A 24,440-nucleotide genomic window follows, 5' to 3' on the forward strand; every position below is an offset into this window, starting at 1 on the left:
GGTCTCACTCGCTGCGCCGGCCGAGGCCCGCGCTCTTCTTGACGATAAACAACATAAGCAAGGTGGCGACCAGCAGCACCACACCCAGGGACGACGCGGCGCCCCAGTTGGCGTACATCGACACGTCGCTCTCGATCCGCATCGAAATCATCTGCACCTTGCCACCGCCCAACAAGGCCGGGGTGACGTAGAACCCGAGGGTGATCACGAACACCAGCGTGGCACCGGCGGCCAGGCCCGGCAGCGACAGCGGAAGAAAGACATCGCGAAAGGCACGCGAGGGCGATGCACCGAAAGCCGCCGCCGCCTGGTTGTAGATCGGGTCGATGCTCTTCATCGACGCGAACAGCGGCAAGATCATGAACGGCAGCATGATGTGCACCATGCCGATCACCGTACCCGTCAGGTTATGCACCAGCGACAAGGGAACGTCAGTGAGGCCCAGGCTCATCAGCAGGTCATTGGCCATGCCACGACGTTGCAGGATGATCAGCCAGGCGTAGGTCCTGACCAGCAGCGAGGTCCACAGCGACACCAGCAACAGGCCCATCGCCAGGTTGGCCAGCCAGCGCGGCCCCTTGATCATGAAGTACGCATAGGGGTAACCGATCAGCACGCAGGCGACCGTGACGATGATGCTGATCTTGAAGGTCTGCACAAACGTCAGCACGTAGATCGGTTCCAGCAGACGGGTGTAGTTCTCCACCGTCAGTTGGCCATTGGCATCGAAAAGCGACAGCCAGAACAGCCACCCGATCGGCAGCACGAACGTCAGCAGGACCAGCAGCAGCGCCGGCAGGCCTGAACCGAACAGGTACCAGCGATTGCGCCGTTCGGCCTTGAGCAGTTCGCGAGCATTGCGTGCGCCCGGCTCGGTCCGGTTCATTGCTCGTCTCCCACCACCAGTGTGTCTTGCAGGTGCAACCCCAACACCACGGCTTCGCCACGTGTCGGCAGACGGTCGCTGGCGGAGCTGCGGGTTGGCCGGCGAATGGCCACGGCCATGCCCTCACCCAGGTCGATCTGCACCAGTTGGCTTTCGCCCTGGAAAATGACATCGGTGACATGACCGTGCAACAGGTTGCAATCGCTGGCATCGGCCGTCACGAACTGCAGTTTTTCCGGACGCACCACCAGGCTCGGGTTTTTCAACCCGGCGGTGGCGCTGGAAGCGCGCAACGGGCGCCCCTGAAACTGCACCTGGCCGTCCTGCAGCGTGACAGGCAGGCACGAAGACTCGCCGACGAACTCGGCGACAAACCGGTTCGACGGGCGCTCGTAAAGATTGACCGGCGTGTCGACCTGGCGAATCCGCCCCTTGCTCATCACCGCGATGCGGTCCGACATGGTCAGGGCTTCTCGCTGATCATGGGTCACGTAGACCACGGTCATCCCCAGGCGCTCGTGCAGGCGGCGCAGTTCCAGCTGCATGGTTTCGCGCAAGCGCTTGTCCAGGGCCGACAGCGGCTCATCCATCAGCAGGATCTTGGGTTCGAACACGATAGCGCGGGCCAGGGCGATACGTTGACGCTGGCCACCGGACATTTCGGTGATGCCGCGCTCGATCAGGTGATCCAGCTCCACGGTGGCCAGCGCCTGTTCGACCCGCTGGCGAATGTCGGCACGGCTGTAGCCGCGCAGCTTCAGCGGATAGGCCACGTTCTGGAACACGTTCATGTGGGGGAACAGCGCATAGCTCTGGAACATCATGCCGACGTCGCGCTTGTGCGGAGGCTCGAAGATCATCTCGCGGCCGCCAAAGCGAATACTGCCGGCATCGGGGCGAACGAACCCGGCCAACGCCATCAACAGCGTGGTCTTGCCAGAGCCGGAGGAGCCGAGCAAGGACAGGAACTCGCCGCTCTTGATCGACAGAGAGACATCATCCAGCGCAGCAAAGTTATCGTAGGTCTTGGTCAGGTTTTCGATGTCGATGGACATCGAAAGTTTAGGGTCTTCGGACATGCTCACACTCGGCACAAATCGGACGCTTCGCGTCCTTTTTATCGTAGATCGGGCGCCATGGGCGCCCCACCCCACTTCTCAAATTGCTCGCAACGGATCAATTGGCCAGGAACAAGGCGAATCGCTGGCGAACGGCTTCCTGATTCTTGACCCACCATTGCGGCGACACCGAGACCACCTTGTCGATGTTCTGCGGTGACGTCGGCAGGCGCGCAGCCAGTTGCTCGGTAATGATCGGCAGCTCGTAGGCTTTGGCGTTCACTGGCGAGTACGGAATCAGCGTGGCCAGTGCCGCCTGGCTTTCAGGCTTCATGATCTGGGCAATCAACTTCATCGCCAGCGCCTTGTTCGGCGCACCCTTGGGAACAATCAGGCAATCGTGGCTCAACAGCGCTCCGTCGAAGCTGTAGTCGACTGGCTCGCCACTGGCCTTGACCTCACTGACTCGGCCGTTCCAGATCGCCAGGAAGTCCACTTCACGACTGCGCAGCAACTGGGCCGAGTCGGCACCGGCGCTCCACCAGTTGACCACCTGAGGCTTGATGCGCGTCAGCACCTTGATTGCGCGCTCGACATCCAGCGGATACAGGTCCTTGGGCGCCACACCGTCACCCAACAAGGCCGCTTCCATGGTTAACCAGGGCTGGCGGTACAGTGCCCGCGCGCCCTTGACCTGCGGGTCGAAGAACTGCTGCCAGTTCTTCGCCACGGGGGCTCCGCTGTCTTCTGCCCAAGCCACCACGGTGGCGTAGGCGTGACTGGCGATCCAGTGGCTGCTGACCACATTCTTGTCGACATGCGTGGCATCGATCACCGAGTAGTCCAGTGGCTCGACCAACCCTTCCTGCTGGGCCTGGGCGCACTCGGTACTGCCCAGTTCCACCACATCCCACTTCGGCTTGCCCGACATCACTTGTGCACGAACGGCGGCCAGGCCGTCCATGTTGTCTTCCTTGATGGTGACACCCAGCGCCTTCGCGGCGGGCTCGAGATACGCCTTGCGTTCGGCGTCCTGCAAGGCTCCGCCCCAACCGGAGAAGGTCAGGCTGTCCGCCAGCACCGAGGCGCTGGCACCCATGGCCAGTACCGCTGCAACGGCACCCTGCAGCAGGTTTTTCTTGATGAAATTCATAGGGACGTCCTTATCAATTCTGGATGAACAGGTCGAATCGACGCTGGACTTCAGCCTGGTGCGCCTGCCACCAGACCGGGTCGAAGAATACAACCTTGTCGATGTTCGCCGGCGCCGTCGGCAACGTGGCCGCCATCGCGGCGGGAATGATACCGGTATCGTAGGCCTTGACGTTGATGGGCGGATTCGGGATCAGGGTCACCAGGGTCGCCTGGCTGTGAGGCTTCATGATTTCAGCCACCAGTTTCATCGCCAACGCCTTGTTCGGTGCACCTTTTGGCACGACCACACAGTCGTAGTCGACCAGGGCATGGTCGTAGGTGTAGTCGACGGCATCACCGGACTGCTTCAGCTCATCGACCCGGGACGCCCAGATCGCCAGCGCATCCACTTCACGGCTGCGCAGCAACTGTGCGGAGTCGGTGCCGCTGCGCCACCAGTTGACCACTTGCGGCTTGATGCGCTCCAGCACCTTGAAGGCACGATCGACGTCCAGCGGGTACAGCGCCTTGGGCGATACGCCATCGGCAATCAATGCCAGTTCGAGCGTGGTGTAGGGCTGCCGGTACATGGAGCGCGAGGCTTTGACTTCAGGATCAAAGAAGGCTTTCCAGGTTTTCGGCGTGTTTTCGCCGGCATCCTTCGCCCAGGCCAGCACGGTGGAATAGGCATTGCTTGCAATCCAGTTCTTGCCGTAGAAATTCGCCGCCACACCCTCGGTACTGATCACCGAGTAATCCAGCGGCTCGGTCAGCCCCTGCTCCTGCGCCATCACGCAATCGTTGGAGGCGAGTTCGACCACGTCCCACTTCGGCTTGCCCGACATCACCTGGGCGCGTACCGCCGCCAGGCCATCCATGTTGTCTTCCTGAATCTTGATCCCCAACGCGGCTTCCGCAGGCTTGAGATAGGCCTTGCGTTCAGCATCCTGCAATGCCCCTCCCCAGCCGGCAAAGGTCACCGTACCCGCTGCCTGCACCTGGGCAACGGAACACAAGGACATGGCAAACGCCAGGCCCGCCATTCGTTTATTGATTGATCGCATTTTCAACTCCTGAGCTTATTGTAATTAGACAGTTGAATCGAACGCCGGGCGTTGCCGCCCACTGGGTTGTTGTTATATCGGGAGACGTTGTTCGTCATCCTCTCTTGTCGCTTTTTACCACCCGGTCCTTGCCCCCACCCGGGTGCTCGACCGCTCTAGCGCTTGCCATCCCTCGTGCATCGGGTCACTGCGCATCCTTGAAGCGATACCAGGCGTAGGCCATCCGCTGCCCCACGCGCAGGAAGGGTTGAAACGGAAAACGCTTGGGGCACTGGTGCAGAAAACCGATGGAAGTGGGCTGTGAATCACCGGCCACCATTTGCGCCAGGCGCTTGCCGGCCTGCACGGAAAACGACACGCCGCTACCGGCATATCCGCCGCCTGAAAACACATTGTCCAGGCCCGGGACCTTGCAAATGAACGGCAAGGAATTTTCACTCACCGCGACCCAGCCGCCCCAGTTGTAATCCACCGCAATGCCCTGCAAGGCTGGAAACTTGCGACACAGTGCGTCGTGCAGGTTCTGTCGGTGCCGGGGGTTTTCCGCGTCGCGACCGGTGATGGCGCTGCGCCCGCCAAACAGAATGCGGTCGTCGGGCAAGCGGCGGTAATACGAGAGCAGGTTGCGGGTATCGAACATGCATTCGCTGCCGACCAGGCTCTGTCGTTTCTCTTCGGCACTCAAAGGCCGCGTCACGATGATTTGCGAGTGGACCGGCAGCACCCGTCCGGCCGTGGCCTTGTTCAGTGCCCCGGAGGTATAGCCATTGGTAGCGACCACCACCCGGCGAGCCGTCACCACCCCACCCGGGGTGACCAGGCGATGACGGCCCTTGTCGCTGTGCCAGTCGGTCACGGGCGAACCCACATGCACCTTGACCCCGGCTGCCCGGGCCATGCGGTGGATCCCCCAGGCCAGCTTCAGTGGATGCATCGAAAAACCGTCGGGCATGTACAGCGCACCGAATGACTCCGCACCGCCATGCACGGCATGGGCTTGCGCGTCACTGACAAACTTCGCGCCGTAGTTCAATACATCGTTATAGAGGCCCACTTCACGCTTGAGCCCGTCGACATGACTGGCGTGGCTGGCGACCTTGTACACACCATCAGGCTGCACGTCGCAATCGATCTGACCTTCGCGAATCAACCCGCGCACAGTGTTCAGCCCCGCCGACATTTCATCGAAATAGGCTTTTGCCTCTGTGGCGCCATAGCGCTGGATCAGCTCCGCCAGCGGAACGCGACCACCGGAGATACGGGCAAAGCTGCCATTGCGACCACTGCAACCCCAGGCGACCTGGTTCGCTTCCAGAACCACTGCGCGAACGCCGTGCTCACGGGCCAGGTGCAAGGCACAACTGAGGCCCGTATAGCCGGCACCAATGATCGCCACCTCGACATCCATGTCCCTGCTGACCGGACCGTCATCCTGAGGCGCGATACCTGCGGTATCCACCCAATAGGAAGCGGTATGTGGCGTTCCGACGCCTGGATGAGGATTGACCAGAGGATCGTACAATTTAATCTCCGTATCGCTGTGCGATTTATAAATATCACTTAATTGAAATATTCATACAGTTATTGATTCGTGTCAATCTCTCATCAGATTTAAGGAATCGACTTTTGTACTTGAAGGGAGAGTGTCGTGCAGCGACGCGGGCTGTCTGGCAGCCGGGAAATGGCGGTCAGCGGAGAGAGGGAATGGTGTTGGAGACGGTGTTGCGAAATCGGAGGATGCGCCGATGCAGGTTCAACGCGAGCGCAGTGTTGCAGCGACATGCCGACGATTGGCATGTCGCTTGACCAAATGAATCAGGAGACCTTGATGACTACTTTGCCGAAGACGCCTACAGCCGGTACTCGCCGATCACTGGGCGTGATCGGATGCTTGTTCGGCAATTGGTTCATGCGGCGTGAACAATTTCCGAAACTCTACGGGCGCTGGCTGGAGCGCTGCAAAGGCGATTGAGCGCGACAGCGCGTTTGACGGCGAGGGCTTCTCCCGGCGGGGTTGCGTGATTTCCGACCTTGCCCTTGCGCTGGGTCATCAGTCGCCCATCGACCCCAGGAGCCATTCCCGGAAAATCTCGGCCGAGGCAGAACGCTTGCGATGCTTGAGCGATACCAGGAACTCGCCTTTGCCTGTCACGCATTCGAAAGACGTCACCCGCTGCAATTCGCCCTTGGCCAGCGACTCATCCAGCATGAACGTCCAGGCCAGGCCGATGCCCATGCCCTGCTGGACGGCCCGATAAGCCAACGTCAGTTGGTTGAACACCGGGGCTTTGTCCCGCGCCACGTAGTCGATGCCGAAGTGGCCGAACCATTGATGCCAGTCCAGGCACTGCCAGGCGCAGGTGTCGATCTGCACCAGGTTGGCCTGCGCCAATTGCTCCAGGGTCTTGATCCCCGAGACATCCAGTGAGGGATGGGCCACGGCATAGACGATTTCCGGCAGCAGGAAATCGCTGTCCAGCGAAGGCCATTCGCCAGAACCATACAGAACGCCCACGTCAAAATCGTTGAGGCTGGCCTCGTCGAACTCGTTGATCGCGTGAACGTGCACCGCGATGTCCGGATACGCCTTGTTGAATTCGATCAGCTTCGGGAACAGCCAGAACTGGGCCAGGGCATGGGTCGCCAGCACCGACACGGCATTGGACTGGTGGACGTTGCGAATCCGCGTGACGCTCTGGTACATCGTGGCAAGGAGCACATTGACCGTCATCAGCAGCTCATCGCCTGCGCTGGTCAACGTGACACCCCTGGGTTTGCGCTCGAAAAGCGGGACGCCCACACAGTCCTCGAGCTGGCGCATCTGTTTGCTCACGGCGCTCTGGGTCAGGAACAGTTCACCTGCGGCGCCGGTGAAACTGGCGTGTCGCCCCACAGCCTCAAAAGTGATGAGGGTCTCCAGTGGCGGCAAGGTACGCAGGTAACGGTTAATGACAGTGCTCCCGAACGGCGGCTTGGCCGCCTGACATTCCGCCTGGGAATGGGTGGCCAACTATTTATCGCAGGTGACGCTTATATACCACGGCTAGAATGTCGCCAAACAGCCTGTCAGAGCCGAGTGGATGAACAGCGGGATTGTCTTTGCGATTTTGGCGGGTGCCATTTGGGGAGGGGTGATTATCGCCCCTTCATTACTGCCGGAATTCAATGCCGTGCTGATCAGCAGCGTGCGGTTTGCGCTGTACGGCCTGATCTCGCTGCTCGTGGCCCTGCCCATCGCATCGCGCCTGCTCAGACAGGTCACGCGCCGCGACGCCCTGATGCTGCTGCGCCTTTCATTCACCGGGAACATCCTGAACTATGCGCTGCTGGGCGCCTCCGTACAGCTGAGCGGGGTGACGGCCGCCGCCCTGATCAACGGCATGATGCCGGTTGCGATTACCTTTCTGGGGCGTGGCGATGCCGGCTCCCTGCCCCTGACCAAACTCAAGCTGCCCCTGTTACTGGTATTCCTGGGCATTGTATCGGTCAGTCTCGGGCACTCCGGTGCGCAGGCGGCGAGCACCTCGCTGTCGTCCCAGTTACTGGGCCTGGCCTGCGGGGTCAGCGGTGTGGTCTGCTGGTCGTGGTACGCCACCCACAATGCCCGCTACCTCAAACAAAGCCGCTTCAACAGCAGCGAATGGTCGACGCTGGTGGGCATCGTGACGGGTGTCGTGGCGGTTGTATTCGGCATCGCTGCCTTGATGCTGTTCCCCAACCTGGTACCCGCTCAGGTAGAACACAACCGCTGGATGGCGTTGCTGTGGGTCTGCCTGTTCCTCGCACTCTGTGGCTCGTGGTTAGCCAACGGGTTGTGGAATGCCTGCTCGCGTCGAATGGCCGCCTCGCTCAGTGGCCAGATGATCGTGTTCGAAACGCTGTTTGCCTGTGTCTACGGGTTTCTGTTCAGCCAGCGGGTGCCTGGCTTGATGGAGGTGACGTCAATCGTGCTGTTGGTGAGCGGTGTGGTCTGGGCGGCCAAGCGTCACCAGATCGTCCCGGCGAAACCGGCCGAACCGTAGACGCAGATGGCAACCGCTTTTCAAAGCCGCCACCCACAGACGTGCCGGCCCACTCGCTTGCGGTTCAACACCCCTGATGACCCCGTGGGGTCTACGCTTGCCTGATCATTCGTAGACAGGAGGCGTCATGAGCAACTTCCCGATCGTTGCCACGGTACTTTCGATGATATTGGGGCTGTCCGTCACTCGCCTGCTGCTGGGTGCATTGACGGTTTTCCGCATCCGTCGTGCGGCGACCCCCGATTGGGTTGCGCCTGTCTGGGCCGTCATGCTTTTTACGACGCAGCTGGATTTCTGGTGGGCGGTCAACACACTGCCTGAGGTCAAGACTTCATACTCGTTTGCAGAATTTCTGTTGCTCGTTCTCCTGGCGCTGTCGCTTTTTGTCTCGGCCGCACTCTTGCTGCCAAGCCGAAGTGAGGACGAGCAAAATGGCCTTCGTATTTACTTCGAACAGGATGGCCGGTACGCATTGCTGTTTCTGTCGGCGTATCTTTTTCTCGGATTGGTCGTGAACATTCTTCTATTCAAAGCCTCTCCCATAGCGCTGTGGGGGGCCTTCGACCTGTTCATGATTATTCTTCCCCTCTGTGCATTTGCCGCCACGTCACGCAAGGTCTATTCGATTTTGACCCTGATTTACGTGCCGGTTAACGCGATCGACTTGGCCATATCGCTGACGAACTAGTGTGATTCAACAGCATGCACGCTTTGCAAGCCCTCCAGCAACACCCGCCCCTGTGACAAGCCTGCACACGGCGAGTCCTCCTGGCCGAGGCCCCGTCTGTTAAAGAATCCGCCGCACCTGCCGAAAATCCGGCATCCCCGAATGGATTCACAGAGGTTACCGTGCGTTTTTTTCCATCACTCCTGTTTGTCTGCGGCGTCATCAGTCTGGCAGGTTGCGCAACCAATGCGCGCAAGCCCGAAGGTGATTTGAAGGCGACCCTGGCCCAGCCCCTTGTGCAGGAAAGCATCCTGCGCGAAGGTGACCTGCTGAGCTTCCAGGTGTGGGTGCCCAAGTCCGACAACACACTGCCGGTCACCATGCAATTCGAGGCGGGATGTTCATCCGCGCAACTGCGCCTGCTGTACCTGGACGGCGCCGTGCGCATGTATCCGATGGGTTCCCGTCAATACACCTCGGCCCGCGAATTACCAGCCGACCTGCATGCGACGCTGGCGGCCAACCCGACATTCGTCCAGGCGTGTGCACAAACCCCCAAGGCCGACTGGCGCCTGGTGAAAGCCAGCGACAGAGACAACTGGGTGTTGCTCGATCGCAATAGCGTGAGCACAGACAACGGCGAAACCCGCTTCTGGGCGGCCTTCGACAACCCCACGGTCCTCAATGACGTGCCCTACAACGCACCGTATGCACAGAAACGCGAGCGTTTTGCCGTATCGTGCACCACCGGCACCTTCAAGCAGTTGGCAGGTTATGACCTGGATGCACGCAATCGGATCAGCGACGGGCGAGTGGACCGCTCCCCTGCTCCACAACCCATCGCTGGCAGTAACGCCGATTACGAGGCGCTGTTCGCGCTGGTGTGTGGCGAGACCCAACGGACGGCACAGCTGGCGTTGTTCAAGCCTCGCCTGAAAGCCCCGGTGAAAATTGCGCTGCAATCGGTACAGCCCGACGTGCTGACGGCGATAAGGCAACTCAACCTGGACCCGCCGGACCACGCCTTGAAGTTCGTGCGTAAAACGGGAACAGCGACTTACAAAGGCAAAACCAGCCCTGCCATCGAAGAACGGTTCCTCAGCAGCGATGCTCCCAGTGGTCAATTGAACATCCTGTCACGCGGGGAAGGTTATGAAAGCCAGCAGCTGAACTGGCGCGGCTTAATTCCCCTGGTGTCCAAGTCAAGCTTTGGTGGAAGCGGTGGCATGGCCGAGAGCAGTGCACTCAGCCGACTGAGCTTCGAGGGTGACTGGAAAACGCTGCCGATCGGGCAAACGGTCAGTTACACCTACACCAGCGCCACCCTCAACAGCGTTGTCGGTGCCTATGGCGACACCCCCAAAACCAGTCGTTGCACGGTGGAACGCGAGCTCAAGGCCAGTGAACTCCATCCTGGTCTGTCGGGCAGCGCCAAGGCGCTGGCCTGCTCGCAAGCGCCTGACGAATATCATCGCGTGAATCACGTCTACTACTTGACGGAGTACGGATACTTCTTTGAATCCAGCACCGATAAAAACAGTTTTTTCTACAGCGACCAGCGCATCGACGCCGTGGAATAGCCGTGCCTGCCCTTCAAATCACGAACCGCGTCACCATCGTGCTGAGTTCCACTGCCAGGCGTGACAACTCGCTACTGGCGGCGCTGGTTTGATTGGCCCCCGCCGCTGACTGCATCGACAGGTCACGGATGTTGACCAGATTACGATCGACTTCTCGCGACACCTGCGCCTGTTCTTCCGAGGCGCTGGCGATCAGCAGGTTTCGCTCGTTGATCTGCAAGACCGACTCGGTGATTTGTGCCAGTGCCTCACCGGCGGCGGTGGCCAGCTCAAGTGTCGATTGAGTGCGATCGGTGTTGCGCGCCATGGACAAGACGGCATCGTTGGTTCCACTCTGAATCCCGGCCACCATGGTCTCGATTTCTTCCGTGGACTGTGCAGTACGGTGCGCCAGTGCGCGCACTTCGTCGGCGACAACCGCGAACCCCCTTCCGGCTGCCCCCGCGCGCGCGGCCTCGATGGCAGCGTTCAGCGCCAGCAGATTGGTCTGCTCGGCAATCGAGCGGATCACATCCAGAACGCGGCCGATATCACGACCTTTCGCCGCGAGGCCTTCAACGAGTACGGAGGTGTTTTGCACGTCAACGGTCATGGACTCGATGGCGGCTACGGTCTGCACGACCCGTTCACGTCCGTGCATGGCAAAGGCACTCGATTGCCGGGAGGCTTCAGAGGTTGATACCGCATTGCGTGCAACGTCTTCCACTGCCACAGTCATCTCATTGACGGCCGTCGCGGCCTGTTCGATTTCATCATTCTGATTCTGCAGGCTGCGGGACGATTCATCGGTGACCGCGCTCAATTCCTCGGCAGCCGATGCCAACTGCGTGGCGGAACCGGAAATCTGCTCGATTGTCTGGCGCAGGTTCTGCTGCATCACGAACAAGGCCGCGAGCACCTTCCCCGGCTCATCCTTGCCATCGACATCGATCGTTTGACTCAGATCCCCGGTCGCAATCCGCTCGGCTGCCTTCAGTGCGCGGCCCAGTGGCGCAGTAATACTGCGCGTGAGCATCCAGGCCAGCAATACGGTCAACACGACCGCCAGGATTGAAGTACCGATAATAGCGTGGCTGGCACTCTCAAACTGCTCACTGGACTTTCTGGCGGTATCTTTTGCCGCCCGCTGATTAATATCGATCAGCTTTTGCAAACTTGTCGACATTGATTCCAATGCACTTGTCAGGCGTGTGTTAAGCAACTCCCTGAGCTCATTGACTTTGTCCTGCCTGGATAACTCCAGCGCTTCACCCTGAACTTTAAGGTACAGGTCATGGGCGATATTGAACTGCGCAAAAGTTGCTTTTTCCTCTTCACTCGCCGGCGTCGCACCATAAGCATCCTTGGCTGTTTTCAGTTCGCGCATATAGTTCGGTATCGAGTCGTACATCTGTTGTAGCTGAGCAGGATCGCGGTTGTTGACCATGCGCGAAGCAGCGATGCGCAAGTAAAGCGTGTTTTCCTGGACGTCACCCAGATAAACAATACTGGGCAACATATTCGTTTCCATGTCGATCGTCGCCTGGCGAATCAACGTCATACGATTCATTGAAAACACCCCCAGCGCTATGACTAAAAGGGCAATCAGCGAAAACCCCAAAAAAGCACGTGGCGCAATACTAATGTTTCGTATGGTCGACATTCATTTATACCTGGAACCGTCAGAAACCAGAGGGTACGTAAAGTTTCGACGGGTAACACTCATACGTAGGTATCAAGATGACATCAACCTTGTATAACCCTTGCTGCCATGGGCATTCCCGAGCAGATTCGTAAACAGGTGGGCCTGATTCCAAAGTCTGTCAGGCAGCGTTGATCAACATGACCCGAACAGCGGCATGGCTCAATCGATGACCCGCCAAACAACAATCGATCTCCGGACATCATGGCGCATCAGGATTAAACGGCCGTCACGGACCGCATTCGGCTCGGAGGCGCGTCATGAAAGCGGCTCCACGTCCGTCGCAACTGCCTGGCGGAGGCAAACCCGGCTCGTTCAGCCACGGCCTCGATGTCCAGTTGTGACCCCGTCAGCAACTCACGCGCCAACGCGATGCGCATGCGGTTGACGTAGTCGATCACGCTCATGCCGGTGTGTTCGTTGAACAGTCGCGACAGATTGCGCGTGCTGGCCCCGGCAATGCCGGCCAGTGTCTCCACAGACCAATCCTGGGTGGGGTCTGCCGCCACGGCATCCTGCGCGCGATGGATCGTCGGGTGGATGTGATTGCGGCCCTCGAGCCACGGGGACAATTGCGGGTCCGCGCCACCGCGACGCAAGTAGATGACCAGGTGGCGTGCGATGGACAGTGCGATGGCATGACCGGCCTGCTGGGCGACCAGGTGCAGCATCAGGTCGATGCCGGCCGTGACGCCGGCGCTGGTCAGGCGTTCGCCGTCCTCCACGTACAACCGGTTCTCCTTCACCCGGGCCGAAGGTGCGATTTTCGTCAGTTCGGCCACGCAGCCGTGGTGCGTCGTGCAGTCCCGCCCGTCCAGCAATCCGGCGCGCGCCGCCATCAGCGCGCCCGAGCAGATCGACACCAGACGCATGCCGGGGCGGATCGCCAGTCTCAGCCAATCGACAATCACCTGCTCCTGGCGATAAGCCTCTGCGCGATCCACGACCGTCTGATCGAGCAGCACGTCAATGGTGCCGGGCACCACCACCAACGCCCCGTCCGGCAGACTCGCCGGCAACGGGGAGAGACCGGCGATCTGCAGACCGATGGAGCTGCCCACCGTCGCCGAGGGGCCGATGTAAGTCACGGTGTAGCGCACGGCATCCTGTTCGCTGTTGGCTTTGCGCAGCACCTCCATGGGCCCCGCCACATCGAGCAGCAACAGGCTCGAGGGGATGACCACGAACACGGCGATATCCACTGGCTGTCGTGCGCTGGACTTCATGCGACGGCTTGCTCCCCAAGCCCTGCCAGTGCCTCTTCAACCGTGGCGATCCGCGCAAAGCGATCCTCCAGCACCAACTCGGTACGGTCACGCAGATCCGCCGCGCTCCAGACACGTCCCTTCCTGTCCGTCATGGGGAAGGTCAGCGTCGCTTCACTGACGTAATCGACGATATAGCCCAGGTCGTGGGCATGGCGCGCCGTGGTTTCGCAGCATTGCTCGGTGCGGATGCCGCAAATGATGACCCGACGGATGCCGTGGGTGTTCAGCCACACATCCAGGCCCGAGCCGACCAGGGCGCTGTGACGCGGCTTGTGGAAAATCGCATCCGGCTCGATGGCGAGCGGCGCGAGGGTTCTGACCAGCCCGGACGCTTCGGAAAAAGCGAAATCGCCATCGCGGTGAAAAATCTGCACGACGGGAATGCCAGCGTTTTTTGCGCCATCGATCAACGGCTGCAGACGATCCAGGAAGGCCGGCAGGCTGGCTTCATTCCAGTAGTCGGTGGAGCGAAACGATTCCTGGACGTCGATCACGATCAGGGCAGTGTTCAGGTCGGACATTTTGTTACTCCTTACACGTTGGGTATGGCGTAACGATAACCGTGGGGCTTTATAGCCGAAATGCACACGCCGGACAACGACCGGACAATTCACGCCATTATGTTTCAGTGGTGTTGCCACGCGAGGTGCACCGGGTTGGAAACCGCAAACTTCCGTGGGTGCCCGTCGCTGTGTATCATCAGCGCGGGCTGATGCTGCCCGCCGCTCGCTTCCGAAAGGAAAGGTGAAAGCATTGTTTCTCTCCCAGATCCTGTCGCAACTCTTGAGAGTCGAGGTTTGGCAACGCGAGCACCAGGATGCCTCGATTACAGGAGCAACGATGTCTTCAATCGAACACGCCAAACAGATGGCCAAGCGGCTGCGCACCTTGCTGCAATCGCGCAATCAAGCGGTGACTCACTCCACGGCGCTGGAAATGGTCGCGCAGCAACTGGGCTACAAGGACTGGAACACCGCCGCGGCGATGCTTCCCTCGGAAACGCCCCTGCCCTCGATTGCTTTCGACAAAGCCATCCCGATATTGCGGATGTTCGACGAAACCAAGGCCCGCGAGTTCTATCTTGATTTCCTGGGGTTCAGCGTCGAATTCGAGCACCGATTCGAAGCGGATCTGCCGCTGTACCTGGGGATCCATCGAAACGGCCTGCAACTCCACCTTTCCGAACATCATGGCGATGCCAGCCCGGGATCGACGGTGTTTGTCCCGATGCACAATATCGAAATGCTGCGGGACGAATTGCAGGGCAAGCGCTACGGCTATGGACGCCCGGACATTGTTCAGCAGGGTTGGGGGCAACTGCTGGAAGTCCATGACCCCTTCGGCAATCGAATCCGGTTCTGCCAGAGCTGATCCCCACGGGCGGGCCGGGTAGCCCCGGCCCGTTTTCAGTCCAGGGCCATCCCTGACGAGCGACTGCGCTCAGCCAGTGGCATTTGCATCAAGCACCCCGTCAAAGAACGATGAGATCAGCCGACTGGAGCGACGCTCCGCCAGGCAATAGAGATAGGTCTCTGTGTAAAGCGGATCACCGGCGATCCGGACCGTCCGGATGCGGGGATCGGGGATGAATTCCGCTTCCGACACAACACCCAGCCCCAGACCACGCACCACGGCTTCGCGCAGTGCCTCGCGGCTGCCGATCTCCATGGCGATACGCGGGACAATTGCGTTGGCCAGTAACGCCTCTTCAAGCACCAGCCGAGTGGTCGAGCCGGGCTCTCGTTGCAGCAGCCGCTGCCCGTCCAGCTCTTCAAGCCGTACAGCGTCGCGCTGAGCAAAAGGATGTTCATGGTGGGCGAACAGGATGATGGCATGGCGCGCATAACGTACGGCGCAGAGTCCCGGATCATCGTGCCTTCCGGCCAGTACCGCGATATCCGTCACGTAACTCTCCAGGTCCGCCAGCACCTGCGCCGAGTTGCCCACCCGTATCGACACATCGATGCGCGGATAGCGCTGGAGGTAGTTGTCGACCATTTCGATCACGTGAAACGGCCCTACGGCCCCCAGCTTGAGCTCGCCACTGTCGAGCTGACCCGAATCACGCAGCAGGTTGTGCGCATCCAGATCCAGCGCAGCCATCGCCTGGGCGATGGGCAGCAATTGCCGACCGACATCGGACAACTCGATCCGCCGCCCGCGACGATGAAACAGCTCCAGGTTGTACTGACGCTCCAGGCTTTGAACCTGGGTGGTCAGTGTGGGCTGGCTAAGCCCCAGGGCACGCGCGCCAGCACTGAAACTGGCATGCCGTGCGACGGCCAGGAAGGCGCGCATTTTGGCGGTCGACATCCATAGACTCCATCAATAGTCAGCTGCGAAAAGCCATATTGAATTGATCGTATGACTGTCACGTGACATTTCTAGCCTGAGGCAACTTCCATCCCACTCCGGAAATGCCATGAAAAACCTGTCCAGATTCCTGCGTGTCGCCGCCTTGGCCTGCCTTTCGATCAGTGCTGCCAGCCAAGTGGCGGCCAGCGACAAACTCAGGATCGGCCTGATCCCTTCAGAAGATTCACAGGCCATGATCGAGTCCAGCAAACAGGTACTCAGCACACTCGAAAGCAAACTGGGCATGCCCGTCGAACCCTTTGTGGCGACCGACTACAACGGCATCATCGAAGCACTGCGCGCCGGCAAACTGGACGTGGCTTACCTGGGCCCGTTCTCCTACGTTCTGGCAACGTCGGTCGCGGATGTCGAGGCCTTCGCCGTAGCCGTCACGAAAAAAACCGGCCAGAGCGCCTACAAGAGCCTGATCCTTGCCCGCAAGGACAGCGGCATTCATCAATTGTCCGACCTCAAGGGTCACACCTTCGCGTTTGTCGACCCCAGCTCTGCGTCTGGCCATCTGTTCCCCAAGGCCGGGCTGGAACAGGCCGGGTTTGACCCGGGCACGCTGTTCTCGCGAGTGATCTTCTCCGGCTCGCACGACGCCAGCATCCTGGCAGTGGCCAACCGGAAGGTGGACGCCGCCGCCGTCGCCGACCGCATTCTGGCCAACGCCGTGGCCAAGGGTCTGGTGAAGCAGGACGACTTCGATGTGGTGTGGAGTTCCCGTCCGATCCCGGAGTCGCCGATGGTCTGGCGCAAGAACCTCGACCCGGCGCTCAAGCAGAACGTCGCGGCAGCCCTGGCTTCGATCAAGGACGTGCCATGGGGCGATCAAGGCCAGCTGGATGGCTTTCAGCCCACGACCGATGCCGCTTACGACGTCGTTCGCGACACGGCCAAAGTGCTCGATCTGGATTTACGGGGGCTGAAATGATCAGCATCCGCCAATTGACCAAGCACTACGGCTCGAACCCGGTATTGCGCGGGATCGATGTGGAGGTTGCAGCGGGAGAATTCGTGGTGGTGCTGGGGCAATCCGGGGCGGGCAAATCCACCCTGCTGCGCTGCATCAACCGACTGGTCCAGGCGGATTCGGGGACCCTCACCGTGGCCGGGATCGATGCGTTGGGGTGCCGCGACACCCGTGTGTTGCGACGGCAAACGGCGATGATCTTCCAGCACCACAACGTGGTGCCCAGGCTCAGCGTGCTCAAGAATGTACTGACGGGGCGCCTGGGCGCGGTGTCGACGCTGTCATCGATCCTGCAGCTGTTCCGACGCGAGGACGTCGCGCTGGCCATGCAGTGCCTGGCGCGCGTGGAACTTTCACACAAGGCCGGCGAGCGCACCGACGCGCTTTCCGGCGGGCAGATGCAACGCGTGGGTATCGCCCGAGCCCTGGCGCAGCAACCCAAAGTGATCCTGGCCGATGAGCCCGTGGCCAGCCTCGATCCCAAGACCGCACGCCTGGTGCTGCAGTACCTGCGAGAGGCTACGCGGGAACTGGGCATCACCGTCCTGTGCAACCTGCATCAGGTGGATTACGCCCGTGAGTTTGGCGATCGAATCATTGGCCTGGCGCACGGCAAGCTGGTTTACGACGGCAACGCTCGCGACATGACCGACGCCGACTTGCAACGCATCTACCCCGGCCAGGCGACGCACGCCGAGTGCGAGGCGGCAGGGGCTGTCGACGCGAAGGTCCATCCCGCCGAACTGAGGGTCTCAGCATGAAAAAGCAACACTATCTGTGGACCGTGGATCTGCCTCGCGGCACGCGTGGCTGGTTGTCCACCAGCGCGATGGTGCTGATCGTTATCCTGGCGCTGCAATGGAGTGCCTCGGGTGCGCAACTGAGCTGGGGTGAACTGGCAGCCGGGTTGCCGCAGATCGGCGATTTCCTTGCCCGCACCGTACCGCCTGACCTGAGCATTCTTCCCCGATTGCTGGCACCTGCGGTCGAGACCGTTCAGATCGCTATCTGGGGAACCTTGCTCGGCGTGCTGATCGCCGTTCCACTGTCGTTCCTGGCGGCACGCAACCTGAGTAAAACCCGCCTGGTCTTCCACGCCACCCGACAATTCCTCAATTTCACCCGCAGCATCAACGAACTGATCCTGGCCCTGGTCTTTGTCTCGGCCGTGGGCCTGGGCCCCTTCCCCGGCGTACTTGCGCTGGCCCTGCATGGCCTGGGCATGCTGGGAAAATTCTTCGCCGAAAGCATCGAGGAGATCGACCAGGGCCCGATCGAGGCGCTCCAGGCAACCGGTGCCCGGCCGTTGCAGGTCATCGTCTTCGGCGTGTTGCCGCAAGTCATCACTGCGTGGATCGCCGTGGTCCTTTACCGCTTCGAAGTCAATCTGCGCTCGGCCACGGTATTGGGCATGGTCGGTGCCGGCGGGCTTGGGTTCGAGCTGGTGAGCAGCCTCAAACTGTTCAAGTATCAGGAAACCGCGACCTGCATCATCGTCATCACGTTCATGGTGATCATCGCCGACGCCGTGTCGGGCAGGTTGCGCAACGCGATCCAGCGCGGCGCGCACGACTGAGCGCCACCCCAGCCAGCCCCACCTTGAATCAGGTATCGGTTCAGCCGATTGATACCTGCGAATTATCGATTTGAGCTGTTGTTGAAGCGCCCCGAGTATGGGGCCACTTCCAACAACAAAAACAAAGGATCCGCCATGATTGCCCGATTTCACAATCCGGTCGACACACGTTTCGGCTGGGGCAGCCTTCTGCAACTTGCCGACATGACCGAGAACCAGAAAGTCGCCCTTGTGACCTTTCCAGAAGCACGTGGCCTGGGATTGGTCGATCGCCTCCAAGACCTTCTGGGTGACCGCCTGGTGTATGTGATCGAAGAGGTGCAACCCAATCCGGACGTTGCCCAGCTTCGAGTGACCTATGAGCGCTTCTGGCAGGAAGCCGGCGAATGCGACGTGGTCATCGCGGTCGGAGGTGGCAGCGCCATCGATACGGCCAAGGCATTGATCGTTGGCACCGAGTCGGGTCGGTTCGATGAGCTGCTCGCGTTGCTGGCAACCGGCAAGCCCTTCGTTCCGCCACGCAGCAAGTTGCTGATCGCGGCCCCGACCACGGCGGGCACGGGCAGTGAAGTCACCCCCTGGGCGACGATCTGGGATTCGGCGAGCCAGAAAAAATACTCGCTGCACCTGGAATGCACCTGGCCCAAGGTCGCGATCATCGACCCGCAATTGATGCTCACGGTGCCGGGTACAGTCACCGTTTCGACCGGTCTGGATGCCTTGTCCCACGCGCTGGAGTCCGTGTGGAACATCAACGCAAACCCGGTCTCGGATACATTTGCCATCTCCGCCATCGCGGACATCCTCGAATGCCTGCCGCTGTTGCGTCGCGATCTGTCCAACCGCGAATTGCGCTCGCGCATGGCACTGGCCGCGCTGAAAGCGGGGTTGGCGTTCTCCAACACCAAAACCGCCCTCGCCCATTCGATTTCCTACGAAATGACCCTGCGCTACGGTTTGCCGCACGGGATCGCCTGCTCCTTCACCTTGCCGCTGGTGCTGGGCCTCGCCTGGGGCCACGACGAAGCGCGTGACCGGACCCTCCAGCGAATCTTCGGCAACGACCTGCAGAAGGCTCAAGGCCAGTTGCGTGAATTCCTGCATAGCCTGGAAGTGAAAACCGAGTTTTCCGACTACGGTGTTACGGCATCGCAAGCCGAGGAAATGATCAGTTACGCCATGCAGGGCGCAAGGGGCAAAAACTTCATCGGCTCTCAAGCCGCCTAGGACCTGCCCGCCACAACCAAGCACTGTCAGCGGCATCACCCGCCGCGACGATTTCCTGCCGCACTCACAAAAGAGTGCACCCGCCGACGCCAATCGGCGGGACCGAACAATAATAAGGAAAAGATCATGAATCGTGCCCAAACCATGCCTGCCCTGGCTGTACACACCGCCTCGTTTCGAGTCGCTCAATGGCGCATGCTGCTGGCGGCGATGTTCTGTTACCTGTTCTTCTACACCGGCAGACAAACCTTCGGTTTTGCCATTCCGGGCATTCAGGCCGAGTACGGGTTTACCAAGGAGCACCTGGGCTGGGCATCGGCTGCCATGCTGTGGGCCTACGCCATTGGCCAGGCAATCAACGGCAACCTCGCCGACAAGTTCGGCGGGCGCCGCATCATGACCCTGGGCGCCGTATTGTCCTGCGGTGCCAACTGGGTGACCAGCTTCGCCAGTAACTTCGCCGCCCTGATCCTGCCCTGGGGTATCAACGGTTATTTCCAGGCATTGGGTTGGGCACCGGGCAGTCGGCTGATCTCCAACTGGTGGAGTGCCGGCGAGCGCGGCAAGGTGTATGGCTTTTACGTGTTCGCCGCCGGTTGCGCCTCGGTGCTGTCTTACGTCACCTCAATCGTAGTGCTGGATGTGATGCACCTGGAGTGGCGCTGGATTTTCCGGTTGCCGGTGCTGTTGATGCTGGCAGGCGGCATCATTTTCTACCTGGTGGCCCGTGAACGCCCGCAGGACATGGGCTTCGAACCGCTCGCCGATACCGGTGTCGCCAACGCCGAAGACAAAAATCACGAAGTGGCGCACGGCGAAGAGGAAACTTCGGCGCAACGCTACAAAGCCGTGCTGAAAAACGTCCGGCTGATCATCGCCGCCGTGTCCCTGGGTTTCCAGAACGCGGCCCGCTACGGCCTGATCGTCTGGGTACCGGTGCACTTCCTGGGTGCCAACTGGAAAAGCGGCGACAGCATGATCGATCCGAAGTGGATCACCGTCGCCCTGCCCGTCGGCATGGCCATCGGCGCGCTCAGCAATGGCTGGATCTCGGACAAGCTGTTCGGCTCCAAACGCTACCTGGCGATCATGCTCTACATGTTTCTCGGCGCAGCCACCAGCCTGTGGATGTGGAGCCTTGCCCCTCACAGCGCGACCGGCCTCGTGGCGTTGTTTCTCTGCGGTTTCTTCGTCTACGGCCCTGCCTCCAGTTTTTGGGCACTGTGTCCGGACCTGGTCGGGGCGAAGCGTGCGGGCACCGCGACGGGCGTGATGAACTTCTCGTCCTATCTGTTCGCCGGCCTGGCGGAACCGCTGATCGGCAGTATGCTCGACAGTACCGGCAACACCTCCTTGATCTTTATCGTGGTCACCACGGCATGCCTTTGCAGCGCGGTGGTCGCACTGTTCATCCGGCGCTGATGCCCGGCTGAAACTTCAATGACTGGCGACTACTCAGGAACAGGATCTCTTCATGTACCAGTACCACAAATGGCTGCGTTCCTTTCATGCGGTGGCGAAGACGGGCAGCTTCACCCTTGCCGCCGAGTACCTGAGCGTCGGCCAGCCGACCGTCAGTGAACAGGTCAATGCGCTGGAGAAGAAGTTTTCCGTGGAGCTGTTTCACCGTCGCGGTCGTTTCATCGAAATGAGTTCGGCAGGACACAAGTTGTATGCCATCACCCAAGGCCTGTTCGGCCAGGAGGATGAAGCCGTGCAGTTACTGCAAAGTTTCAAGCAACGTAAAACCGGAATGCTGCGACTGGGCGCCGTCTCGCCTCCGATTGCAATGAACCTGACTTACGAACTGATGCAACGCCATCCGGATATCGAACTGGAAACCTCTTTCTCTCCTGAAAAGGAAACGCTGGATCGGCTCTTCAACTTCGATATCGACGTGGCGATTCTGGCCCTGTCCGAATTCGACCAGCGCTTTGATACGCAGCTTTACCGACGGTATCCGATCATTGCCGTTGTCCGCGACGACCATCCCTGGGCCCACCAGGAAGCGGTGCACGTCGAGCAGATCAGCGAGCAAAAGTGGGTCCTTCGGGAAAAAAGCTCACGCACCCGCCAGTTGGTCGAGGAAAGCTGCAAGCGACTCGACGTCTCGCTGAACTGCGTCATGCAACTGAACAGCCGGGAAGCCATCGTCCACGCCATCGCCAAGGGCATCGGGATCGGTTTCGTGTCTGCCGTGGAATACGCCGAAACCCCTGGCACAAAACCTATCACCTTCGTCAATCACCCGTTTTCCATCGACTACCACCTGTGCTGCCTCGGTATTCGCAGAAACCGGCCAATGATCGCCGAGTTGTTCGACTCAAGCCCGACGCCGGCAACCTGATTACGCAACACGTTCGAACCCTCCCCAGGCTTACTTCTTTTAGAAGAGGGACGGCCTGACCCTACCTCAAAATGGAGACTCACAATGCAATACAAACAACCGACTCAGTTGCAAGCCGTGGTACTGGATTGGGCGGGCACCGTCGTTGATTTCGGTTCCTTCGCACCCACGCAAATTTTCGTCGAAGCGTTTGCCGAGTTTGGCGTGGCGGTTTCCCTGGAGGAAGCACGCGGCCCCATGGGTATGGGCAAGTGGGACCACATCCGCACCTTGTGCAATCAACCGCAGATCGCCGAGCGATATCGTGCAGTGTTTGATCGCTTACCGACAGACGATGACGTGACGGCTCTCTACGAGCGGTTCATGCCGCTGCAGATCGAGAAGATCGCCCTGCACTCCGCCCTGATCCCCGGGGCGCTGGACGCCATCGCAGCCTTGCGCGACAAAGGCCTGAAGATCGGTTCGTGCTCCGGCTACCCGGCCGTCGTCATGGCCAAAGTGGTCGAACTGGCCCGTCACAATGGCTACGTTGCCGACCACGTGGTCGCCACCGATGAAGTGCCCAATGGTCGCCCCTATCCTGCCCAGGCCCTGGCCAACGTTATCGCCCTGGGGATCAGCGACGTCGCGGCCTGCGTGAAGGTCGACGACACCTGGCCCGGCATTCTCGAAGGCCGCAGCGCCGGGATGTGGACCGTCGCGCTGACCTGCTCGGGCAACGCACTGGGCCTGACCTACGATCAGTACAGGGATTTACCGTCTGACCAACTGGCCGAAGAACGGGCCCGCATCACCCGGATGTTCGAAGGTTCCCGCCCGCACTATCTGATCGACACCATCGTCGACTTGCCCGGGGTCATCGACGACATCAACGCCCGTCTGGCGCGTGGGGAAACCCCACAGCAAAGCTGATCGCCCTCAGGCCTGACCCATGGCGCAGCCGGCACGCTGGACTGCGCCAAGGGTATCGACGGCGATCCACGTTACATCCTTTGGCCGATCCATTATGGCGCCCTCGCCGCGATCACCAATACAGTGGAGCCTGCTTTCATGGCCTGGACACCGACCTTGTTTATGAAGGGCAACGCATCCTCGAGCAGGCCAATCCTTCGAACGACAAAAAAGGGAATCCACGATGAAAGGGTACTGGATCATTCTCGGGTCTGCCGTCACCGATACGGATGCCCAACAGGAGTACGCCCGGTTGTGGGCGCCCATCGCTGAACGATACGGCGCAAAGCTCAAAGCGCTGGACCCGGCGGCATTGCTGGAATCGCACAACAGCAAACGCGTATTGGCCGTCGAATTCCCCAGCTACGCCCTGGCGAAAGCTTGCTATGAGGACCCGGCCTACGCAGAAGCGAAGGCGTTTGCATTACGCGCGGCGCGGCGTGAATTGATGGTTATCGAGGGTATTTTGGGGGATTGAGGAGTGGTTGAGGTCAGCCGTGGGCCGAACACAGAGATTACTACCGGCGATTAAGCGCTCTCCTTTCACATAAAAGCGGCAAACCTTCTCCCCCGTAAACAAAAAGCGGGCGCCTTGGCGCCCACCTCCATTCACACCTTCGACTGCGCCCGCAATCGCCGCCCTACCACGTCCATCAGGTCAGATCCGTCCGGCAACGGGATGGCCAGTAGCGGAGAGAAATCTTTCAACACCTTGCTTTATACATATGGACATCCGTATATTCGCCTATCCATATGTTTAAGGCATCCGGCATGCTCACCCCTCCTGAAGTCTTCAAAAGCCTGGCCGACGAAACACGCGCCCGCGCCACCTTGCTGATCGCTCACCAAGGCGAACTGTGCGTCTGCGAACTGATGTGCGCCCTCGACGACAGCCAACCGAAGATCAGCCGCCACCTCGCCCAACTGCGCAGCAGTGGCCTGCTGCTAGATCGGCGCCAGGGGCAATGGGTCTACTACCGGCTCAATCCCGACCTTCCCGACTGGGTACACGAGATGCTTCGGCTGACGTTGCAGGGCAACGCCGAGTGGCTGCAGACCAACGCTTCGCGCCTGCAGAACATGGACGGGCGACCTGTCCGCGATGCGGCGTGCTGCTGAACCCCCAATGGGACTTTTCGACCCATGTCCGCAAGAGCTGAAGGAGCAATCATGCGAGTCCTGTTCATGTGCACGGCCAACAGCTGCCGCAGCATCCTCTCGGAGGCCCTGTTCAATCACCTGGCGCCACCGGGATTCGAAGCCGTGAGTTCCGGCAGCTTTCCCAAGGGCCAGGTGCTGCCGCGCAGCCTGACCACACTGCAACACGCCGGCATCGCCATCGACGGTTTGAACAGCAAGGGCAATGACGCCTTCGTGGATAACCCGCCGGACATCGTCATTACCGTGTGCGACAAAGCAGCCGGTGAAAGCTGCCCGGTGTATTTCGGCCCGGCGCTGAAAGCCCATTGGGGCCTGGAAGATCCTTCCGACGTAGCAGGCGATGAAGCCGTGATCGACGCTGCTTTCCGCGCCACGCTGGCACACATCGAGCAACGCTTCACCGCCTTCTTCGCCCTGCCCTTCAACGACCTCGACCGCGATGAACTCAAACGCGAACTGGACCGAATCGGCGCTCTTTGAGCCGGAG

The 24,440-nt window shown here is 60.3% G+C and carries 25 protein-coding genes; 15 read left to right on the top strand and 10 right to left on the bottom strand.

What is annotated here, in order from left to right:
* Positions 1 to 4: 4 nt before the first annotated feature.
* The 5 genes from IB249_RS08555 to IB249_RS08575 all read right to left on the bottom strand — a co-directional run bounded on the left by IB249_RS08555 (position 5) and on the right by IB249_RS08575 (position 5,664).
* On the bottom strand, positions 5 to 886 hold the full coding sequence (locus tag IB249_RS08555; protein WP_192303548.1) for an ABC transporter permease: 882 nt from the start codon (positions 884 to 886) through the stop codon (positions 5 to 7).
* On the bottom strand, positions 883 to 1,965 hold the full coding sequence (locus IB249_RS08560; protein WP_192303551.1) for an ABC transporter ATP-binding protein: 1,083 nt from the start codon (positions 1,963 to 1,965) through the stop codon (positions 883 to 885). Before IB249_RS08560 ends, IB249_RS08555 begins: the two co-directional genes overlap by 4 nt.
* A gap of 97 nt (positions 1,966 to 2,062) precedes the next feature.
* Positions 2,063 to 3,097 carry an ABC transporter substrate-binding protein gene (locus IB249_RS08565; protein WP_192303553.1) on the bottom strand — a complete coding sequence of 345 codons (1,035 nt, stop codon included), beginning with the start codon at positions 3,095 to 3,097 and terminating at the stop codon, positions 2,063 to 2,065.
* A 13-nt stretch (positions 3,098 to 3,110) separates the two neighbouring features.
* Positions 3,111 to 4,142 carry an ABC transporter substrate-binding protein gene (locus tag IB249_RS08570; protein WP_192303555.1) on the bottom strand — a complete coding sequence of 344 codons (1,032 nt, stop codon included), beginning with the start codon at positions 4,140 to 4,142 and terminating at the stop codon, positions 3,111 to 3,113.
* Positions 4,143 to 4,326: 184 nt separating this feature from the next.
* Positions 4,327 to 5,664, bottom strand: coding sequence for an NAD(P)/FAD-dependent oxidoreductase (locus IB249_RS08575; RefSeq protein ID WP_192303557.1), 1,338 nt, complete (start codon positions 5,662 to 5,664; stop codon positions 4,327 to 4,329).
* 306 nt (positions 5,665 to 5,970) lie between these two features.
* On the opposite strand from IB249_RS08575, the gene IB249_RS08580 reads away from it, so the two are divergent.
* Positions 5,971 to 6,114, top strand: coding sequence for a hypothetical protein (locus IB249_RS08580; RefSeq protein ID WP_192303559.1), 144 nt, complete (start codon positions 5,971 to 5,973; stop codon positions 6,112 to 6,114).
* 78 nt (positions 6,115 to 6,192) lie between these two features.
* On the opposite strand, the gene IB249_RS08585 is transcribed toward IB249_RS08580, so the two are convergent.
* The gene (locus IB249_RS08585; protein ID WP_225606885.1) at positions 6,193 to 7,152 is read right to left on the bottom strand and encodes a LysR substrate-binding domain-containing protein; all 960 of its coding nucleotides are present in this window, start codon (positions 7,150 to 7,152) and stop codon (positions 6,193 to 6,195) included.
* A 70-nt stretch (positions 7,153 to 7,222) separates the two neighbouring features.
* On the opposite strand from IB249_RS08585, the gene IB249_RS08590 reads away from it, so the two are divergent.
* The 3 genes from IB249_RS08590 (at position 7,223) to IB249_RS08600 (ending at position 10,411) form a co-directional block, all read left to right on the top strand.
* Positions 7,223 to 8,164, top strand: a complete 942-nt coding sequence (locus tag IB249_RS08590; protein WP_192303561.1) for a DMT family transporter — start codon at positions 7,223 to 7,225, stop codon at positions 8,162 to 8,164.
* Between the two features lie 127 nt (positions 8,165 to 8,291).
* Positions 8,292 to 8,852, top strand: coding sequence for a hypothetical protein (locus IB249_RS08595; protein WP_192303562.1), 561 nt, complete (start codon positions 8,292 to 8,294; stop codon positions 8,850 to 8,852).
* A gap of 161 nt (positions 8,853 to 9,013) precedes the next feature.
* Positions 9,014 to 10,411 carry a hypothetical protein gene (locus IB249_RS08600; protein WP_192303564.1) on the top strand — a complete coding sequence of 466 codons (1,398 nt, stop codon included), beginning with the start codon at positions 9,014 to 9,016 and terminating at the stop codon, positions 10,409 to 10,411.
* 13 nt (positions 10,412 to 10,424) lie between these two features.
* Here IB249_RS08600 and IB249_RS08605 read toward each other — a convergent pair whose 3' ends face one another.
* The 3 genes from IB249_RS08605 to IB249_RS08615 form a co-directional block, all read right to left on the bottom strand.
* A complete protein-coding gene (locus tag IB249_RS08605) occupies positions 10,425 to 12,053 on the bottom strand; it encodes a methyl-accepting chemotaxis protein (protein WP_192303566.1) in 1,629 nt (542 codons plus the stop codon).
* A 257-nt stretch (positions 12,054 to 12,310) separates the two neighbouring features.
* Positions 12,311 to 13,318 carry a GlxA family transcriptional regulator gene (locus tag IB249_RS08610; RefSeq protein ID WP_192303568.1) on the bottom strand — a complete coding sequence of 336 codons (1,008 nt, stop codon included), beginning with the start codon at positions 13,316 to 13,318 and terminating at the stop codon, positions 12,311 to 12,313.
* Entirely contained in the window at positions 13,315 to 13,881 is a 567-nt protein-coding gene (locus IB249_RS08615; protein ID WP_192303570.1) for an isochorismatase family protein, read from the bottom strand. The genes IB249_RS08610 and IB249_RS08615 overlap by 4 nt, the downstream gene beginning before the upstream one ends.
* 319 nt (positions 13,882 to 14,200) lie before the next feature.
* On the opposite strand from IB249_RS08615, the gene IB249_RS08620 reads away from it, so the two are divergent.
* Complete coding sequence (locus IB249_RS08620) at positions 14,201 to 14,731, top strand: glyoxalase superfamily protein (RefSeq protein ID WP_192303571.1); 531 nt, start codon at positions 14,201 to 14,203, stop codon at positions 14,729 to 14,731.
* Positions 14,732 to 14,800: 69 nt separating this feature from the next.
* Here the strand turns inward: IB249_RS08620 and IB249_RS08625 are convergent, their stop codons facing one another.
* Positions 14,801 to 15,673, bottom strand: coding sequence for a LysR substrate-binding domain-containing protein (locus IB249_RS08625; RefSeq protein ID WP_192303573.1), 873 nt, complete (start codon positions 15,671 to 15,673; stop codon positions 14,801 to 14,803).
* Positions 15,674 to 15,782: 109 nt separating this feature from the next.
* On the opposite strand from IB249_RS08625, the gene phnD reads away from it, so the two are divergent.
* The 10 genes from phnD (at position 15,783) to IB249_RS08675 (ending at position 24,433) form a co-directional block, all read left to right on the top strand.
* Positions 15,783 to 16,652, top strand: a complete 870-nt coding sequence (gene phnD, locus IB249_RS08630; protein WP_192303575.1) for a phosphonate ABC transporter substrate-binding protein — start codon at positions 15,783 to 15,785, stop codon at positions 16,650 to 16,652.
* Entirely contained in the window at positions 16,649 to 17,452 is an 804-nt protein-coding gene (gene phnC / locus IB249_RS08635; RefSeq protein ID WP_192303577.1) for a phosphonate ABC transporter ATP-binding protein, read from the top strand. Before phnD ends, phnC begins: the two co-directional genes overlap by 4 nt.
* Complete coding sequence (gene phnE / locus IB249_RS08640) at positions 17,449 to 18,267, top strand: phosphonate ABC transporter, permease protein PhnE (protein WP_192303579.1); 819 nt, start codon at positions 17,449 to 17,451, stop codon at positions 18,265 to 18,267. The genes phnC and phnE overlap by 4 nt, the downstream gene beginning before the upstream one ends.
* A 135-nt stretch (positions 18,268 to 18,402) precedes the next feature.
* On the top strand, positions 18,403 to 19,494 hold the full coding sequence (psrA, locus tag IB249_RS08645; RefSeq protein WP_192303581.1) for an iron-containing alcohol dehydrogenase PsrA: 1,092 nt from the start codon (positions 18,403 to 18,405) through the stop codon (positions 19,492 to 19,494).
* Between the two features lie 126 nt (positions 19,495 to 19,620).
* Positions 19,621 to 20,916 carry an MFS transporter gene (locus IB249_RS08650; protein WP_192303583.1) on the top strand — a complete coding sequence of 432 codons (1,296 nt, stop codon included), beginning with the start codon at positions 19,621 to 19,623 and terminating at the stop codon, positions 20,914 to 20,916.
* 52 nt (positions 20,917 to 20,968) lie between these two features.
* Entirely contained in the window at positions 20,969 to 21,841 is an 873-nt protein-coding gene (locus tag IB249_RS08655; RefSeq protein WP_192303585.1) for a LysR substrate-binding domain-containing protein, read from the top strand.
* Between the two features lie 84 nt (positions 21,842 to 21,925).
* Complete coding sequence (phnX, locus tag IB249_RS08660; RefSeq protein ID WP_192303587.1) at positions 21,926 to 22,753, top strand: phosphonoacetaldehyde hydrolase; 828 nt, start codon at positions 21,926 to 21,928, stop codon at positions 22,751 to 22,753.
* Positions 22,754 to 22,976: 223 nt separating this feature from the next.
* Positions 22,977 to 23,270 carry a DUF1330 domain-containing protein gene (locus tag IB249_RS08665; RefSeq protein ID WP_192303589.1) on the top strand — a complete coding sequence of 98 codons (294 nt, stop codon included), beginning with the start codon at positions 22,977 to 22,979 and terminating at the stop codon, positions 23,268 to 23,270.
* Positions 23,271 to 23,563: 293 nt separating this feature from the next.
* Positions 23,564 to 23,911 (top strand): metalloregulator ArsR/SmtB family transcription factor, encoded by a 348-nt coding sequence (locus IB249_RS08670; protein ID WP_192303591.1) that lies wholly within the window; start codon positions 23,564 to 23,566, stop codon positions 23,909 to 23,911.
* A 51-nt stretch (positions 23,912 to 23,962) separates the two neighbouring features.
* Positions 23,963 to 24,433, top strand: a complete 471-nt coding sequence (locus IB249_RS08675) for an arsenate reductase ArsC (protein WP_192303593.1) — start codon at positions 23,963 to 23,965, stop codon at positions 24,431 to 24,433.
* Positions 24,434 to 24,440 lie beyond the last annotated feature (7 nt).

The sequence above is a fragment of the Pseudomonas sp. PDM04 genome (assembly GCF_014851765.1).
Lineage (GTDB): Bacteria > Pseudomonadota > Gammaproteobacteria > Pseudomonadales > Pseudomonadaceae > Aquipseudomonas.

Coding starts and splice junctions, on each gene's coding strand:
- IB249_RS08555 (WP_192303548.1), bottom strand. CDS start 886: ATGAACCGGACCGAGCCGGGCGCACGCAATGCTCGCGAACTGCTCAAG.
- IB249_RS08560 (WP_192303551.1), bottom strand. CDS start 1,965: ATGTCCGAAGACCCTAAACTTTCGATGTCCATCGACATCGAAAACCTG.
- IB249_RS08565 (WP_192303553.1), bottom strand. CDS start 3,097: ATGAATTTCATCAAGAAAAACCTGCTGCAGGGTGCCGTTGCAGCGGTA.
- IB249_RS08570 (WP_192303555.1), bottom strand. CDS start 4,142: ATGCGATCAATCAATAAACGAATGGCGGGCCTGGCGTTTGCCATGTCC.
- IB249_RS08580 (WP_192303559.1), top strand. CDS start 5,971: ATGACTACTTTGCCGAAGACGCCTACAGCCGGTACTCGCCGATCACTG.
- IB249_RS08590 (WP_192303561.1), top strand. CDS start 7,223: ATGAACAGCGGGATTGTCTTTGCGATTTTGGCGGGTGCCATTTGGGGA.
- IB249_RS08595 (WP_192303562.1), top strand. CDS start 8,292: ATGAGCAACTTCCCGATCGTTGCCACGGTACTTTCGATGATATTGGGG.
- IB249_RS08605 (WP_192303566.1), bottom strand. CDS start 12,053: ATGTCGACCATACGAAACATTAGTATTGCGCCACGTGCTTTTTTGGGG.
- IB249_RS08610 (WP_192303568.1), bottom strand. CDS start 13,318: ATGAAGTCCAGCGCACGACAGCCAGTGGATATCGCCGTGTTCGTGGTC.
- IB249_RS08615 (WP_192303570.1), bottom strand. CDS start 13,881: ATGTCCGACCTGAACACTGCCCTGATCGTGATCGACGTCCAGGAATCG.
- IB249_RS08620 (WP_192303571.1), top strand. CDS start 14,201: ATGTCTTCAATCGAACACGCCAAACAGATGGCCAAGCGGCTGCGCACC.
- IB249_RS08625 (WP_192303573.1), bottom strand. CDS start 15,673: ATGTCGACCGCCAAAATGCGCGCCTTCCTGGCCGTCGCACGGCATGCC.
- phnD (WP_192303575.1), top strand. CDS start 15,783: ATGAAAAACCTGTCCAGATTCCTGCGTGTCGCCGCCTTGGCCTGCCTT.
- phnC (WP_192303577.1), top strand. CDS start 16,649: ATGATCAGCATCCGCCAATTGACCAAGCACTACGGCTCGAACCCGGTA.
- phnE (WP_192303579.1), top strand. CDS start 17,449: ATGAAAAAGCAACACTATCTGTGGACCGTGGATCTGCCTCGCGGCACG.
- psrA (WP_192303581.1), top strand. CDS start 18,403: ATGATTGCCCGATTTCACAATCCGGTCGACACACGTTTCGGCTGGGGC.
- IB249_RS08650 (WP_192303583.1), top strand. CDS start 19,621: ATGAATCGTGCCCAAACCATGCCTGCCCTGGCTGTACACACCGCCTCG.
- IB249_RS08655 (WP_192303585.1), top strand. CDS start 20,969: ATGTACCAGTACCACAAATGGCTGCGTTCCTTTCATGCGGTGGCGAAG.
- phnX (WP_192303587.1), top strand. CDS start 21,926: ATGCAATACAAACAACCGACTCAGTTGCAAGCCGTGGTACTGGATTGG.
- IB249_RS08665 (WP_192303589.1), top strand. CDS start 22,977: ATGAAAGGGTACTGGATCATTCTCGGGTCTGCCGTCACCGATACGGAT.
- IB249_RS08670 (WP_192303591.1), top strand. CDS start 23,564: ATGCTCACCCCTCCTGAAGTCTTCAAAAGCCTGGCCGACGAAACACGC.
- IB249_RS08675 (WP_192303593.1), top strand. CDS start 23,963: ATGCGAGTCCTGTTCATGTGCACGGCCAACAGCTGCCGCAGCATCCTC.